Origin of the sequence: Oenococcus kitaharae DSM 17330, assembly GCF_000241055.1 — a bacterium.
Lineage (GTDB): Bacteria > Bacillota > Bacilli > Lactobacillales > Lactobacillaceae > Oenococcus > Oenococcus kitaharae.
In genome coordinates, this window is the sequence record NZ_CM001398.1 from 436,486 (window position 1) to 450,972 (window position 14,487).

General features: G+C 40.8%; 16 protein-coding genes. 13 read left to right on the plus strand and 3 right to left on the minus strand.

From position 1 onward, the window contains the following. Positions 1-8: 8 nt before the first annotated feature. From rplI to OKIT_RS02255, 7 genes are all read left to right on the plus strand, one after another. Positions 9-464 (plus strand): 50S ribosomal protein L9, encoded by a 456-nt coding sequence (rplI, locus tag OKIT_RS02225; protein ID WP_007744945.1) that lies wholly within the window; start codon positions 9-11, stop codon positions 462-464. Positions 465-466: 2 nt separating this feature from the next. After that, the gene (gene dnaB, locus OKIT_RS02230; protein WP_007744946.1) at positions 467-1,924 is read left to right on the plus strand and encodes a replicative DNA helicase; all 1,458 of its coding nucleotides are present in this window, start codon (positions 467-469) and stop codon (positions 1,922-1,924) included. 142 nt (positions 1,925-2,066) lie between these two features. Further along, positions 2,067-3,134: an ABC transporter ATP-binding protein gene (locus OKIT_RS02235; RefSeq protein WP_007744947.1), complete on the plus strand. Its 1,068-nt coding sequence runs from the start codon at positions 2,067-2,069 to the stop codon at positions 3,132-3,134. Positions 3,135-3,136: 2 nt separating this feature from the next. Then, positions 3,137-4,072, plus strand: coding sequence for a carbohydrate ABC transporter permease (locus OKIT_RS02240; protein WP_007744948.1), 936 nt, complete (start codon positions 3,137-3,139; stop codon positions 4,070-4,072). Then, the gene (locus OKIT_RS02245; protein ID WP_007744949.1) at positions 4,069-4,926 is read left to right on the plus strand and encodes a carbohydrate ABC transporter permease; all 858 of its coding nucleotides are present in this window, start codon (positions 4,069-4,071) and stop codon (positions 4,924-4,926) included. The genes OKIT_RS02240 and OKIT_RS02245 overlap by 4 nt, the downstream gene beginning before the upstream one ends. A gap of 4 nt (positions 4,927-4,930) precedes the next feature. Then, a complete protein-coding gene (locus OKIT_RS02250; protein ID WP_007744950.1) occupies positions 4,931-6,202 on the plus strand; it encodes an ABC transporter substrate-binding protein in 1,272 nt (423 codons plus the stop codon). 65 nt (positions 6,203-6,267) lie between these two features. Beyond that, positions 6,268-7,491, plus strand: a complete 1,224-nt coding sequence (locus tag OKIT_RS02255; RefSeq protein ID WP_007744952.1) for an MBL fold metallo-hydrolase — start codon at positions 6,268-6,270, stop codon at positions 7,489-7,491. A 7-nt stretch (positions 7,492-7,498) separates the two neighbouring features. Here the strand turns inward: OKIT_RS02255 and OKIT_RS02260 are convergent, their stop codons facing one another. Both OKIT_RS02260 and OKIT_RS02265 read right to left on the minus strand, forming a co-directional pair. Then, positions 7,499-8,065: a matrixin family metalloprotease gene (locus OKIT_RS02260; protein WP_007744954.1), complete on the minus strand. Its 567-nt coding sequence runs from the start codon at positions 8,063-8,065 to the stop codon at positions 7,499-7,501. Between the two features lie 2 nt (positions 8,066-8,067). Further along, positions 8,068-8,859 carry a hypothetical protein gene (locus tag OKIT_RS02265; protein WP_007744955.1) on the minus strand — a complete coding sequence of 264 codons (792 nt, stop codon included), beginning with the start codon at positions 8,857-8,859 and terminating at the stop codon, positions 8,068-8,070. An 87-nt stretch (positions 8,860-8,946) separates the two neighbouring features. Here OKIT_RS02265 and dtd point away from each other — a divergent pair, with 87 nt between their 5' ends. Beyond that, positions 8,947-9,393, plus strand: coding sequence for a D-aminoacyl-tRNA deacylase (gene dtd / locus OKIT_RS02270; protein WP_007744956.1), 447 nt, complete (start codon positions 8,947-8,949; stop codon positions 9,391-9,393). 3 nt (positions 9,394-9,396) lie between these two features. On the opposite strand, the gene OKIT_RS02275 is transcribed toward dtd, so the two are convergent. After that, positions 9,397-10,131: a MurR/RpiR family transcriptional regulator gene (locus OKIT_RS02275; protein WP_007744957.1), complete on the minus strand. Its 735-nt coding sequence runs from the start codon at positions 10,129-10,131 to the stop codon at positions 9,397-9,399. A 201-nt stretch (positions 10,132-10,332) separates the two neighbouring features. Here OKIT_RS02275 and OKIT_RS02280 point away from each other — a divergent pair, with 201 nt between their 5' ends. From OKIT_RS02280 to OKIT_RS02295, 5 genes are all read left to right on the plus strand, one after another. Next, positions 10,333-11,784: a 6-phospho-beta-glucosidase gene (locus OKIT_RS02280; protein ID WP_007744958.1), complete on the plus strand. Its 1,452-nt coding sequence runs from the start codon at positions 10,333-10,335 to the stop codon at positions 11,782-11,784. 44 nt (positions 11,785-11,828) lie between these two features. After that, the gene (locus OKIT_RS02285) at positions 11,829-12,119 is read left to right on the plus strand and encodes a PTS sugar transporter subunit IIB (protein WP_028291844.1); all 291 of its coding nucleotides are present in this window, start codon (positions 11,829-11,831) and stop codon (positions 12,117-12,119) included. A 121-nt stretch (positions 12,120-12,240) separates the two neighbouring features. Then, positions 12,241-13,035, plus strand: a complete 795-nt coding sequence (locus OKIT_RS09825) for a PTS transporter subunit EIIC (RefSeq protein ID WP_338417547.1) — start codon at positions 12,241-12,243, stop codon at positions 13,033-13,035. Continuing rightward, positions 13,007-13,543: a PTS transporter subunit EIIC gene (locus OKIT_RS09830; protein WP_007744959.1), complete on the plus strand. Its 537-nt coding sequence runs from the start codon at positions 13,007-13,009 to the stop codon at positions 13,541-13,543. Before OKIT_RS09825 ends, OKIT_RS09830 begins: the two co-directional genes overlap by 29 nt. 171 nt (positions 13,544-13,714) lie before the next feature. After that, the gene (locus OKIT_RS02295) at positions 13,715-14,413 is read left to right on the plus strand and encodes a LytR/AlgR family response regulator transcription factor (protein WP_007744960.1); all 699 of its coding nucleotides are present in this window, start codon (positions 13,715-13,717) and stop codon (positions 14,411-14,413) included. Positions 14,414-14,487 lie beyond the last annotated feature (74 nt).

The window sequence follows — 14,487 nt, forward strand, 5'->3', positions numbered from 1 at the left end:
GAGGCCATATGAAAGTTATTTTTTTACAAAACGTCAAAAACCAAGGGAAAATTGGTGACATTAAAGAGGTTCCCGATGGATATGCAAATAATTTTTTAATTAAGAATAAAAAAGCCGTCTACGCTTCTCCTGAAAATGTCTCAAAATTACATGGACAACAAAATTTAGAAGCAAAGCAGGCTGCTAAGGTTTTGGCTGATGCACAACAACTCAAAGAGACATTAGCTTCGCCAAAAACAATTGTGCAATTTGCAGAACACGTGGGTCCTGATGGCCGTTTGAACGGTTCTGTGACTGCGAAAGAAATTGCCGATCAATTGGCAAAACAGTACCAATTAAGCGTTGACAAGCGTAAATTGGACCTTTCACAGCCGATTAAGACGGTTGGCCTGCATGAAATTCCGGCAAAGCTTCATCAAAAAGTCTCAGCCTCAATCAAAGTCAATATTTCGCAGCTGGATTAATAATGGCAGATTCATTAATGGACAATAGAATTCCACAGGAAATTCAGACTGAAAAAGCATTGCTTTCAGCTTTTTTTTATACCAATGGTCTCAGCCAGCAGCAGGACGTTTTGGATCGCATGCTGGGGATTATTTCCGAAGATGATTTTTATGATCCTAAAAATAAAAAAGTTTTTCAAGCGATTAATGAACTGCTAAGTGATGATAAAATTGTTGAGCCCCTAACTGTATCGGATCAAATGAAAACCGACAAGAGTCTGGATATGGTCGGCGGGGAAGGTTTTATTTCGGAAATCCTGCTGGCTGACGGTACGATAGCCAACGTTGAAAACTATGCTAAGGCGGTTCATGAAAAGGCCACTCAACGGCGCTTGATTGATTTATTCAACCAAGGCAACGGTTTGGCACACGATCCCTCTTCTCAATCGCAAGATCTTATTGCTAATGTGCGAGCAAAACTAGATTCAATCGAAGATCAATCTGAGAATACTGATTTTATTGAACTGAAAAACTCACTTAGTAAAACAATCGATAACTTAAATAATTCCGCAAAAAACAATTCTATCCTGCGTGAAGGCGCTTTGCCTAGCGKTTATGCCTACTTGGACAAACTTACAAAGGGTTGGCAGCCGAATAACCTCATTATCCTAGCAGCACGTCCCGCCGTTGGTAAAACTGCTTTCGCTTTAAATCTAGCAATTAATGCTGCTAAATCTAAGGAGATTGGTAAAAAAACTGTTGTCGTCTTTAACATGGAAATGGATGACCAATCCTTATCAACACGAATTTTAGCTGCTAATGCACGTGTACCCATGGACAAATTGATGACTGGTAAAGATTTGACTCAATCTACTAACGGGCAGGTGGATCCGAATGCCGATTGGACGCGGATTATGCTGGCTAACGAAAGATTGAGTCGGTTGAATATTCACTTAGACACAACTCCAGGAATCCGCATCAATGAGATCCGTGCCAAATTGCGTAATCTGCAATCACAGTCGCAAAGAGAAGACCCGGAAGGCGGTATCGGACTTGTGATTATCGATTATCTGCAGCTGATCGAGTCCGATGTGACTGAATCTCGGCAGCAAGCCGTCGCTGCGATTTCACGTTCATTAAAAAAATTAGCCGGTGAATTGGATTTGCCGATTATTGCTTTGTCCCAATTATCCCGAGGCGTTGAAGGCAGGACGACAAAACGGCCGATGCTGTCTGATTTGCGTGATTCTGGCGCGATTGAGCAGGATGCTGATATCGTGATGTTCTTGTATCGTGACGATTACTATGATCAGAACGGCCATTCAGAAGATGATGAAGATTTTGATGAATCAGCTATCCCGGATCGCGGGCCAGTTGAACTGATTGTTTCAAAGAACAGACAGGGTGCCAATGATACGGTTAAACTCATGTTTGATCGAAGCATTCAATTCTACGGCAATTTGGATCCGCATAACAGTTAGTATGACTTGTGATTGATATTTTTATCACAAGTCTTTTTTATTCAACTGGTTCTAAATTGGTTTTTTCTAATTGCTAATCGTGTCTTTCTTTGATAAATTTATTCTTCGTAAGGTATTTCTTTAATTTGAGAAGGGGATCAACTTGAAGCTTGTTGCGAAGAACCTGACATTAGCCTATGAGGCCGGTCAAAACATTATTGACGATATCAATTTCGAAATTGAGGATCATAAACTTGTTTCGTTGCTGGGGCCTTCTGGTTCTGGTAAATCAACGATTTTAAATATGATTGCAGGTTTATTAACACCAACTGCAGGTGAAATATATTTCGGTGAGCAGAATGTGACCAAATTGACAGTCTCTAACCGAAATATTGGTATGGTTTTTCAAAATTATGCCCTTTATCCAAATATGACGGTCAGGAATAATATCGGCTTCCCACTTAAAATTGCCAAAATTGCTAGAAATAAACGTCAAGAGGAAATAGAGAGGCTAGCCAAACTTGTCCATGTTGATGATCAGCTGGACAAACGGCCTGGTGAACTTTCTGGCGGTCAGCAGCAGCGTGTCGCAATCGCCAGAGCGTTAGCCAGAAAACCAGCCGTACTTTTATTAGATGAGCCTTTATCTAATTTGGATGCCAAATTAAGAACTGAAATGCGGGAAGAGATTGCGCGTATCCAACATGAGACTGGTGTTACGACTATTTTTGTCACGCATGATCAGAATGAGGCTATGCATATTTCTGATAAAATTATGCTCTTGTCTGATGGCACGATTCAACAGTATGCTGTGCCCAATGACCTCTATGATCGGCCGGCCAATTTGTTCACGGCCAAATTTATTGGAGATCCGCAAATCAATACCTTTGATCAGCCGCAAGCTTTGGCTTATCTACAAAAGTATTTTGCAAAACCCGTTAAAACCATTGGCATTCGTCCAGATGCGCTCTCGACAATTAAGACTACAGGCAGTGTTGCTTTGCCGGTAACATTGAAATCCTATTCTAAATATGGTGCTGAGGAATTGTCTCGTTTTGATTTTTTCTCTGTTGAACTTGATGGTGAAAATGTGGATGGCGTCAGCGATACACAAATCGGTCAAGCATTAGAAGTATATGTTCCCTTAACGCAAATTCATGGCTTTGACGATCAGGATCAGCACGTTGATGTTATCCAACCCTCGGCCAAGATTCTTGAGGCCAATCGTTAATCATGATGAATGCTAAGCAAACTTGGAAAGGCTCAATCAAGGGCTGGCTGTATATTCTGCCAATGCTGATCGGTATTGCTATTTTTAGTATTTACCCGATTCTAAAATCCTTCTCCATGTCATTTTACACAGATTATCAATTTCTCACTGATACGGTATTGGCTCGCGGGTGGGGAAATTTTACATATCTATTCTCTGATGGCGATTTTCATCTGGCGGTAGTTAATACGCTTATTTATGTTGCAGGGGCAGTACCCTTGACGATTATTTTTTCGCTACTGTTTGCAGTTTTGCTGTTCAGGATTAAATGGCTGTCCGGATTTTTCCGTACAGTCTATTTTTTGCCTTTTGTTACATCTACGATTGCGATTTCAATGGTCTGGACTTGGATATTTAATGCGCGGTCCGGACTGGCTAACTATTTTTTGGGCCTGGTAGGTATTCATCCCATCGATTGGCTGAATGATCCTAAATATGCCATGCTGACTTTGATTATTATTTCTATCTGGAAAGGATTGGGATTCAATATCATTCTCCTTATGGCTGGTTTAGGTAATATTGATAAACGATATATGAATGCTGCTCGAATCGATGGTGCTAATGCTTGGCAGATTTTCTGGCACGTTACTTTGCCACAATTGTCACCGACTATTTTATTTGTCTTCATCAATGGCGTAATCGTTGATTTTAAAGTTTTTGATGAGGTTTTTGCGGTATTTGGCGGCCAGCCCGGCCCAGCCCAATCTGCGATGACGATGGTCTTTTATATTTATCAGCAGTTTTATGTCATGAATCAATATGGCAGAGCAGCTGCGGCATCTGTGATCTTGTTTATCATGATTTTAATTGTCACTGTTTTACAATTACTGATTTCACGGCATTTTGATTACCGTCGTCCCACAAAGGTTAGGAAAGCAAAGGGAGGCGTTTCCCTATGAATAATATGCAGCAGACCAGGTTGAAGACAAAAAAAAAGATCGATATTATTACGGTTCTGGTGTACTTGCTTGTTATCGCAGGCGCTATTGTCATGGTGATACCCTTCATTTGGATGCTTTCGACCGCCGTAAAAACACAATCAGAGTCGATTGAAGTACCTCCGATTTGGATTCCAAAAGTATTCCATTTTGAAAACTTTGTTAGTGCGTGGCAGGCAGCGCCCTTTGCAACTTACATGATGAATTCAGTCTTTGTGACAGTTGCAACAACAGCCTTACAGTTATTTACGAGCATTTTGGCAGCCTTCGGCTTTGCGAAACTTAATTTTAAAGGTAAAAATTTATTATTCATTCTGTTATTGGCAACTATGATGGTGCCTGGCGAAATGTTGATTATTCCAAATTATGTGACGCTTGCTAAAGTAGGTTTGATTAATACTTATGGCGCTCTGATCATACCGTGGATTGCAAGTTTTTTCTCGGTATTTGCTTTACGTCAAAGTTTTCAGTCGGTTCCTGATTCTGTTTATTATTCAGCAAAAATTGATGGATCTTCTGATTGGCGTTTTCTATGGCGAATTTTAGTTCCAATGAGCAGGTCATCGATTGTCGCTGTCACAATGCTGCAAGTAATTGGTTCATGGAATAGTTTTATGTGGCCATTGATTGTTACTAATAGCGACAGTCTCAGGACTTTGCCAGTCGGATTGCAGTCTTTTATGACTGAATCAGGCATTCAATATCCACAGTTGATGGCGGCAACGACTTTTGTCATTCTGCCGATGGCAGTACTATACTTATTCCTGCAAAAGTATATTATTGCAGGAATTTCAAGATCAGGATTGAAAGGATAATTTAATGAAGAAAGTTAAAATATTTGGCATGGCCACTTTGGCTTTGTTTGGAAGTACAACGGCAATTAGCGCGGTTGCCCCGGTCGCAGCCAGTGCGGCTAGAACAAAGGTCGTACTTTGGGATGGTATGACCGGTCCTTATGCCAAGGCTTTAGACAAGATTGTGAAGGGTTACAATCGTTCTCAATCTAAGTACACAGTTGTTCGCCAATCGCAAGGGAACTATGCAGCTTTAAATCAGAAAATTATGGCTGCGGCCAAGTCGAGAACCTTACCAGACATGGCTCAAGCTACTTATACACAAGTGCCTGATTATCAAAAAGAAAATCTTGTTTCGCCTCTAGACAGCTATATGCTGAAGGGCAGCGACAAAATTTCAAAAGCACAATTGAAAAATATTTATCCTGGTTTTATTTCATCTTCTAAATGGCAGGGTAAATATTATTCAATACCTTTCTCTAAATCGGTTCGTGTCATGCTTGTGAACCAGGATCTGCTCAAGCAATTAGGATTCTCGACACCGCAAAGCTGGAATGACTTGGAAAAGATTGCGAAGGCTGCCAAGGCCAAGGGCGATGCCGGAATTGGATTTGATGCTTCCTTTGATATGGAACTTGAAGGTATGTCCACAGCAGCTGGAAATAAGTTCGTTTCCAAAAATTTGAAAGTCAATTTTGCTAAGCCGAAAGTCCTCAAAGCAGCCAATACTATTTACGACATGCTGCAAAATGGCGAAGCTTGGACTGCCGGTGCTGACGTATATGGTACAAATCGTTTTGCTGAAGGTAAGACGGCTGTCTACTTCTCTAGTTCAGCCGGAGTCACAATTTCTGCTTCCACAGTGAAGAAGTTCAAGCTGGGTACAGCAGTGTTTCCTAGCTATCAAGGAAAACGTGCAACTGAATTTGCCGGTAACGATATCGTGATGATGAATAACGGCAAAAAGCATCAAGCTGGTGTTTGGTCCTTTATGAAGTATCTGTTGAAAAACAAGACTACGGAACAATGGGCTGAATCAACTGGTTATCTGCCTCTGACAAAGAAGGCACGCAACTCTGCCTCTTATAAGAGTTATTTGAAAAAGAACCCGCTTTTCAAAGCTGCTGCTGACTCATTGCCATACGGCTTCCAAGCTACGGCCTTTTCTGGGTATAACGACTACCGGAATAAGATGCTGACAGCGATTGATGCAGTGACTGCTAAAAAAGAATCCCCATCCAAGGTATTCCCAGCCACAGCTAAAGAAATGAAAACAATTATTTCAGACAACAAGTAAATAACTGTAAGTGCTAAAACCATTCGCGATATGAATGGTTTTTGTTTTGTCTTAAAATAGAATACATGACAACTGAAGTAACTTTTTTAAATGGACTTAATACAATTGGCGGAAATATTGTCAGTTTTACGAATGGAAAAACACGTATAATCATGGATTTTGGTGTTCCCAGCGACCCCAGAGACGGTGATTCAACATCTGATTTAATCCAGCAAGGAATATTACCAAACACGCCGGAATTATTTGATGCAAAGGCGCAGCAGCTTTTTGATCATCAAGCTATTTTTATTTCGCATTTGCATATCGACCATATTGGCGCTTTAAAATTTTTAAAAGCCGAGCTGCCAATATATATGACAACCGATTCAAAAAAATTGTACGAGGATTTAATCGCTAGTGGTGATGAAGCGGCTGTAGCTAATCTGCAAGCTGTTGATTATGAACAACCGGTCAAAGTTGGACCTTTTTCGATTAGCTTTTTTAAATCGGATCACGATATTATTGGTGCCAGTGCCATAAGAGTGGTTGATGATGAAGGACATATCTTCGTTTATTCTGGGGATGTGCGTTATAATGGCCCAGATCCTCAGAGTGTTGCACATTGGGCAAAGTCTGTAGCCAATCCCCAAGCGGATCTATTTTTGCTGGAGGGCACTAGTTTTTCTTTTGATGATGAAAAAGGTGATCACGCAGAAAAGATTGTTCCCGATGTTGAAGGCAGTCTGGTCGAGCTGTTTTCTGACAAACTTTCCTCTAACCACTTGCTGGTAATCAATCCCTATCCTCGGAATGTGGCGCGTTTGTATGCCTTGGAACAGGCGGCTCGGGAATTTGGACGGCCAATTGTATGGGAGAAATTCTATGCCGATCTATTGAAGCAATTTTATTCCCAGACACACCCATTAACACTTGGCAAAGAGGTTGATTTATCTGAAATAATCGCATATCCGGAAAATTATGTGCTGCAAAATAGTTTTCAGAATTTAGATAATCTAGCCGATTTTTATCAGCCGATATTTTTGCAGATGAATGGTGAACCGCTGGGCGATTATGATCCGCGATATCGCGTGCAGCAGGAAAAATTGCAAAAGTTTGCTGCAGAATTTATCTACGCTGGTGCATCGGGGCACGCTGTTAAATCTGATTTAATCAAAATTGCTCAGCAGGTCAAAGCAAAATTAACAGTTCCCTGGCATTCATTTAAGCCTGAAACAGAGGCTCGCGTGCTAGAAGAAGCTGGACTTCGAGTCAAACTGCCGCATAAAAACGAAACGATGGTTTTTAACTAACCGATTGTTAATGAATTCTCTTTAATATGTAATTGGCGACTTGCACATCATATTGACTAATAAAAGCCGTTGACTGCATCGAGGCGTTCATGAGTGCATCACCGTTGATGTGCTTTAATCCGATGACGTGACCCAATTCATGTTCGATTACCGGTATGATGTATGGTTGGTCGTCCACTTGCTGCATAAAATCACGATTGAGATAAATACCTCCTTGACCGGTGGCAGCTAAGATGTGTTCACCATAGCCGACGTCTCTATTAATTTTAGAGAATTGCTGATTCGACAAGTCATAGAGTGTAATCGTAGCCTGTGACTGATCAAATTCATGAAACAAATGACGTTTTAGTGCTTTGTTCCATAAGGACATTGCTTTTCTTGCTTCAGGCGCATAGTGGGTCTGGCTTAAATTGATCAGCACTTTTTTATTGCGCGGAATTTGAGTGGTCATGACAGAGTCCCTGAGAGCTGGGCGCCGAATATAAAGAACAAAAGTGAAGCTGGCGGCCAGCAGTAGTAGGATAGCAATCAGTGAGAGTACTAGCTGAAGATTTTTTGCTAGCCGTTGACGCATTGTTATCCAAAGAAGCCATGCAGCAGATTCGCAACTTGGGCCGCTGCCCAGATGATGAAGAGCAAATCTGAAATAATGGTTGTCCAGCCAAAATACTTGGTCAAAGGCAGGTAGGAAAAGGCGGGCAGATTATGATTTTCCCGGTATCTTACGATAATCGAGGTCGAGAAAATATTGATTGTGATCACGACGAAGAAAACATTGGTCAAAATTCGTGAAAAAGAATTTTGAAAATAATTAGGCAGTAGGATAATTAACAAGGCGATCCATTGAATTTTGCCTGAGTTAATCCATTGAAGGAATCCCCGCAGAAAATCTGAATAAACTATTTTCTCAAACCATTTTCCTGATGTAACAACCGTTACGGAACGCTCATAGCTTTCATTTTTTAATTTAAATCGTTGCGAGCTGCCATAAATTTTATCTGGATTTTCAGCTGCCCAGGCGTTGGCCATAGATAGAGCGAGAAACAGAATAATAATTGCTATCAACGTAATGAGTAACCAAGTTAATAGACTGCTGAGCCACCTCAAAGACGGCATAAAAAAGGGCAGAATAAATAGGGCAATCAGAAAACCAAGCAGCGGAATATACCGGCGTTTTTGAATGAATCGTGTGAAAAAACGTATCCAGCGATCAAAACTGGGACTGTTTTCCCGCTCGTGAGCAAAGGTTGCAATTAAACGATCGTTTTCAAAACTGTCTTTAGACTGGGGAAGTGTCAATCCTTGTGCCAGCAGCCATGAAGCCAAATTCCGGCAGGATTTTTTGAATTGTGTTAATTTAGTTAACATTTCACTGTCATTGTATAATAACGGCATTCATAGATGAACAAAAATCAAGTTGGTTGTTTTATCTGCTTGATTTTAAAGGGAGAGATCATGCGTGTTCTTTTACAGAAAGTTAGTTCAGCCAGCGTGTCAATTGATAAAAAAGTCGTTTCGCATATTGGAAAGGGCTTTTTATTATTAGTGGCTGTTGAAGATTCTGATGGTGCAGAAGAAGTGGCTTACCTAGTACATAAAATTATTAAACTGCGAGTATTCCTAGATAAAAAAGGCAAGATGAATTTATCGATTTCAGACGTTGCTGGTTCGATTTTGTCTGTGTCGCAATTTACTTTATATGCTGATACAAGAAAGGGCAATCGGCCAAGTTTTACTGATGCCGGACAGCCAGCGCATGCTCAGGCAATCTATAACGACTTCAATCAAGCATTGACTGCCACTGGTATTCCGCTAGAGACAGGTGTCTTCGCAGCTGATATGGCGGTTAAGTTAGTCAATGATGGCCCAGTTACGATCATGTTTGATACAGATCAACGATAAAGGTCAACTTTGATCATCAGAAGTTGAAATTAATTCACGAATCAAGGCTTCCAATATGAAAACGACTGGTACTTGGGTCGTGACGTTTAAATCAGGTCCAATCATCTCAGATTTAGCCTGGTAGGCAAAGTTCACATCAGATAATTTAGCAATACTGTTACTGCTGTTGTTGGTAATACTGATAATTTTTGAGTTTTGTTCCCGCAGTTTTTGAGTCTGGGCGACACTTTCTTTTGTTTCGCCGCTTACTGAAAGAACAATTCCAGTCACAGAATTGGCCAAACTGCCAAAACGAAAAGGAAAAAAAGGGTCGTTGCTAAAGTGTGCGTTGAATCCGAAATTTGAAAATTCCCTCGCACCATATTCTGCAAGCACACCGGAAGTGCCGATACCGAAGAAGATGATGAACTTGCTTGGTAAGAGAATTTTTTTGGCTGATGCCATTTCATTTTTGAATCGATCGACTAATTTATCATTAAAAAACTCTTTGGCTTCTGAAATTAAATCAAAATTTTTGCCGTTTATCTTAGTTGCCGCATACACTTGTGAAAGTGTAAATTTGAATTCCTGAAAACTTTGATAACCGATTTTGTTAATACATCTGAGAATCGTTGTCGGGGAAACGTTGCTCCTTTTGGATAATTCTCTAATCGTTAGAGCTGGAATATCAACCAAATGAGAAATGATGTAGTTGTATGCTGAAGCTTCAGATGAAGTCAGGTTTTTAATTTCTGTCATGTTAAGAAAATTATAGTTGTCTTTCTGGGCCAAAAAATCGTGAAGTCTCTAGTAGCCTATCTGTTACAAAAAATGGTTCTTGTACCATTATTAGGCCTTTTTGTTATTAATGGAAGCGCTTACAATTATAATAGATGGTGTTGAGGATATCAAATCTTCAACAAGCTTTCACAAGCTTTTTTTAAGGAGAGGAGAATATGGTTGGAAAATAGTAAGACTTTTTCGTTAAATGATCATTTTTTGTGGGGTGGCGCGGTCGCTGCGCACCAACTTGAAGGTGCTTGGAATGTCGATGGCAAAGGCATTAGTATTGCCGATGTGATGACGCAAGGCGCTAATGGTGTTGAAAGAAAAATCACTGATGGCGTGTTGGATGGTGAAAATTATCCAAACCATGAAGCGATTGATTTCTACCACCTCTATCCTGAAGATATTAAGCTGTTTGCGGAAATGGGATTTAAATGCTTTAGAACCTCTATTGCATGGTCAAGAATTTTTCCGCAGGGTGATGAGGATCTGCCCAACGAAGCTGGTTTGAAATTTTACGATGACTTGTTCGATACTTGTTTGAAATACGGTATCAAGCCTGTGATTACTTTGTCCCATTTTGAAATGCCCTACCACTTGGTCCAAGTATATGGTGGATGGCGTAATCGCAAAATGATCGGTTTTTTCACCAAATTTGCCAGAGTTGTGTTTGAAAGATATAAGGACAAGGTCGAATATTGGATGACCTTTAATGAAATCAATAATCAGACTTCATATGATATGACCTTTTCTCTTTTTACAAATTCAGGAATTCTGGCAAAAACAGGGGAAGATCCAGAAAAATTAATGTATCAAGCTGGCCACTATGAAACGGTTGCTAGTGCTTTAGCTGTTCAGATTGGCCACCAAATTAATCCTAATTTTAAAATTGGTGCCATGATCGCTATGATTCCAATTTATCCGGCAAGTTCTAAGCCGGCAGATATTTTCAAAGCCGAAAAGGCCATGCAGATCAGATATTGGTTTGCCGACGTGCAGGTCAATGGCAGGTATCCTGATTGGTTAGTTAAATATCAGCAGAATCATCATTTTGATCTGGATATTACGTTGGCAGACTTAGATGTATTGAAATCGGGTCCAGTTGACTATTTGGGTTTCAGTTATTATATGTCCGCGTCTGTTGCTGCCTCTGAAAGCGATGAACCGGAATACGGGTATAAAGAAAATCACAAATTTGTGAAAAATCCGTACTTAGCTGCTTCGGATTGGGGCTGGCAGATTGACCCGCAAGGCTTGCGTTATGCCATGAATTGGTTAAACGATCGTTATCACCTGCCGCAATTTATTGTGGAGAATGGTTTAGGTGCAATTGACCAACTCGAAGATGATCAAACAATCCATGATGCATATAGGATTGATTATCTGAGGGAGCACATCCGACAGATGGAACTAGCTGTGGCTTACGATGGGATTAATTTGATCGGTTATACCCCTTGGGGTTGTATCGATCTTGTCTCTGCCGGCACCGGACAAATGGATAAACGCTATGGATTCATTTATGTCGATAAAAACGATGCTGGTCATTCTACTTTAAAAAGATATAAAAAAGATTCATTCTATTGGTACAAAAAAGTAATCCAATCCAATGGTCGGGATCTGGACTAGTTTTCATCAACTGAAAGGTTATGTAAGATGGCAAAAAAACGATTATGCTTGTTTGCGCGGCCGGCATGTCAACCAGCCTTCTGGTTAGCAAGATGCAAAAAGCCGCTGCAGAAGATCACGAAGATGTCACTATTTTCGCTACAGCCGCCTCGGATGCTCAATCGAAGATCGAGAGTGAACATCCCGATATTTTAATGCTGGGACCTCAGGTCAATTATCTGTTCAGCAGTTTTAAAGAAAGAGAAACGATTCCTGTCGAGGTCATCAATATGCAGGATTACGGCATGATGAACGGCCGCAAAGTCTTAGAACAAGCACTAAAGGACATGACTTGAAATATCACCGTATTTTCTTGAAAAAGACAGTTTAACAAATATCGCGCTTATTTAATTCAATTGAGAGGAGCGTTAATTATTTATGAACAATTTTGTCAACAAAACAATTTTGCCTCCTGTGATGAAATTTGTGAATACTAAAGCGATCACGGCCTTAAAAGACGGTATGATCGTCAGTTTGCCATTCATCATGGTTGGGTCGGTCTTCCTGCTGCTGAGTTCATTTCCATATACACCAATTGCAAATTGGATGACATCCACAGGCCTATCGGCATATTTTACGCAGGCATATAATGCTTCGTTTGGTATCGTTTCTGTTTTTGCAGTTACCGGTATTGCTTATGTTTGGGTTAAAAATGAAGGATATGAACCACTTCCTGCTGGTTTGACTGCCTTCGTGAGTTTTATTCTTGTTATGCACCCGACCACTGCTGTTATGAATGGTACTAAAACCGTCATTTCAGCTAGTCCAGCACCAACGCTGCTTGGTGGTTTCATTGATCGAACATGGCTTGGCGGTCAGGGTATGATTGCCGCTATTATTGTTGGTATGATTACTGGTTGGATTTATTCTTGGTTTATCAAGCATAAGATTACAATCAAGCTGCCGGAGCAAGTTCCGCCAGCTGTATCTGCTTCATTTGTTGCTTTAATTCCGGCTTTTGTCATTGTTGTTGGCTGGCTGCTGGTTTATATTCTGTTTGATGCAGCAGCAAATGAAACCATGACACAGTGGATTTACCATGTGGTTCAGATTCCTCTGCAAGGCTTGACTGACAGCTTCGGTGGCGTGTTGGGTGTTGCACTTTTGATACCTTTCTTCTGGTTCTTTGGTGTTCACGGTGCCATTATTGTTAGTGGTATTATGTCACCAATTCTGCAAGCTAATGCACTTTCAAACGCTGCTATTTTTTAAAGCTGATGGTGTTGTAACTGCTGCTAATGGCGGCCATATCTTCATTCAGCCTCTGCTTGATCAATTCGGTACGGTTACCGGTTCTGGTATGACTCTTGGACTAGTAATCTTCATGTCATTCTTTGCACGTTCTGCTCAAATGAAGAGTATCGGAAAACTATCCCTAGTACCGGGAGCCTTTAATATCAATGAACCGACACTGTTTGGATTGCCAATCGTGCTTAATCCTTTGCTGGCATTGCCGTTTATTTTGATGCCAGCTCTGTCGATGTGTGCCACATATGTCTTAATTCAGATTCATGTGCTGCCTTATTTGACCGGTGTTATGGTTCCCTGGACAACGCCGCCGATCATCTCAGGATTCTTGGTTGGCGGTTGGCAGATGGCAATTTGGCAAGCAATTGTTATAGCTGCTTCATTCTTTGTCTACTTCCCATTGGCACGTCGTTACGATAAGATTCTTTATCAGCAAGAGCAGGCAAAAGAACAAGAAATCTTAAGCAAATAAATATGTTTAGAATATGAAACCTGAAAAAACTAGCCCAACAGGTTAGCTTTTTTATTACTTAAGATTCCTTGGGGATGTTATTGTTTTTCTAGATTAGCTGTATTGCTGTCAAGCTGGTTGTTTTTAAGCCCGGTGCTATAATGTTTTTAGTTTTAGGCTAGGAGATCTGTCATGCTGCTCGCAATCATTGAAGATGATGAACGCACACGTGAAAACAATGCTGAATTATTTGCCCAAGCAAGCACTACTAACTTTCCTGTTGTAGTACGTAGCTTTAGTTCGGCTGAATCCTATCTTTTCGCGGCCATTACGCCAGACTTACTAGTCTTAGATATTCGTTTAACCGGAGCAGATGGCATGACGCTGGCTAAGAAAATCCGGCAGGTCGATGCCACGGTACCGCTTGTTTTTCTTAGTAATTATGAGGAATATGTCTTTGAAGGTTACGATGTGAATGCATTGGCTTATATTATGAAGCCGCTTACTTCGGGTAAGGTGGCACATATTCTTCATAAAGTTACTAAGTTGAAGCCGCCTGCAGGCATTGTTGTGAAAACGGATGATGGAACCCGCCGGATTAATTTATTCGATTTACTGGCCGTTGAAGTTTTGAACCATGAGCTGTTGTTTCACACACAACAAGGTGTTATACGAAGCTCTGGGCAATTAAAGGATTTTTCGAATCTCACGAAACAAGGTTTTGTTCAAGTTTATCGGTCAGTACTTGTGAATCTCAGTTTTATCCGGCGTCTGTCTCCAAGCCTTGTCGATATGGCAGACGGTACGCAATATCCTTTGTCGCGGAAGCAAGCCGCTAAGGTGAAACAAGCCTTTTTTACACATTATCGAAAGCTGGCTGATAATGACTAGTATTTTAGTGGCGGCCATTGCTGTCGGCACAAACAGCTGGCTTCTCAGTCAATCTTTCTCTCTTTTTCGTCGTA